We start from the raw sequence: 500 nt of genomic DNA, 5'->3' as shown, positions 1-500 counted from the left end.
ACCATGAAAAAACAGAAATGGCGACGTCGCTCTTTTTAAGTGGTTACGAACAGACTCGAGAAACGTTGAACATCAGTTTGCGCCCGATCATCCGCCTAATGGATAAGAGCTCAAACCGCGTTTATCGTCTAAATGAAGGGCAAGTGACCAAAGAGTCTGTAGAGAAACGTCATTTACTCAATGTGATCGTCAAAGAAGACAACCACACTGATGCGCCCGTTTACTACCGTTGGAAAGTCGTGCTAAACCGCTCGAAAATAGTCTCTATCGAGAAAATCGAGCTCAATTAAAAAACGGATTCAAACTATTAAGCAGCCTTCTTTGTATGTTGAGCTGCTTTTTTTATGGATAGAGTAAGCGCAAACTCTGCCATCGGCTCCTGACCATGTAGGCTCGGACACAACGCGATGATCTTCACATCACGATTAACACGTTCTCCAGTGGCAATAGTATGGTCTAGCATCTCATCAATGACATGGCCGTCATTACAAACGAAATGA

At 43.6% G+C, this 500-nt stretch carries 2 pseudogenes; one reads left to right on the top strand and one right to left on the bottom strand.

Annotated features, from left to right (window positions below):
• A pseudogene (locus tag R7190_RS31305) lies at positions 1–290 on the top strand (hypothetical protein); the annotation flags it as partial.
• Between the two features lie 17 nt (positions 291–307).
• Here R7190_RS31305 and R7190_RS31300 read toward each other — a convergent pair.
• Positions 308–500 (bottom strand): annotated as a pseudogene (locus tag R7190_RS31300) (DUF4442 domain-containing protein); the annotation flags it as partial.

It is taken from the genome of Vibrio sp. 1078-1 (assembly GCF_033340475.1).
The sequence above is the reverse complement of the archived record's forward strand: the minus strand, read 5'-3'. Positions and strand labels throughout refer to the sequence as shown.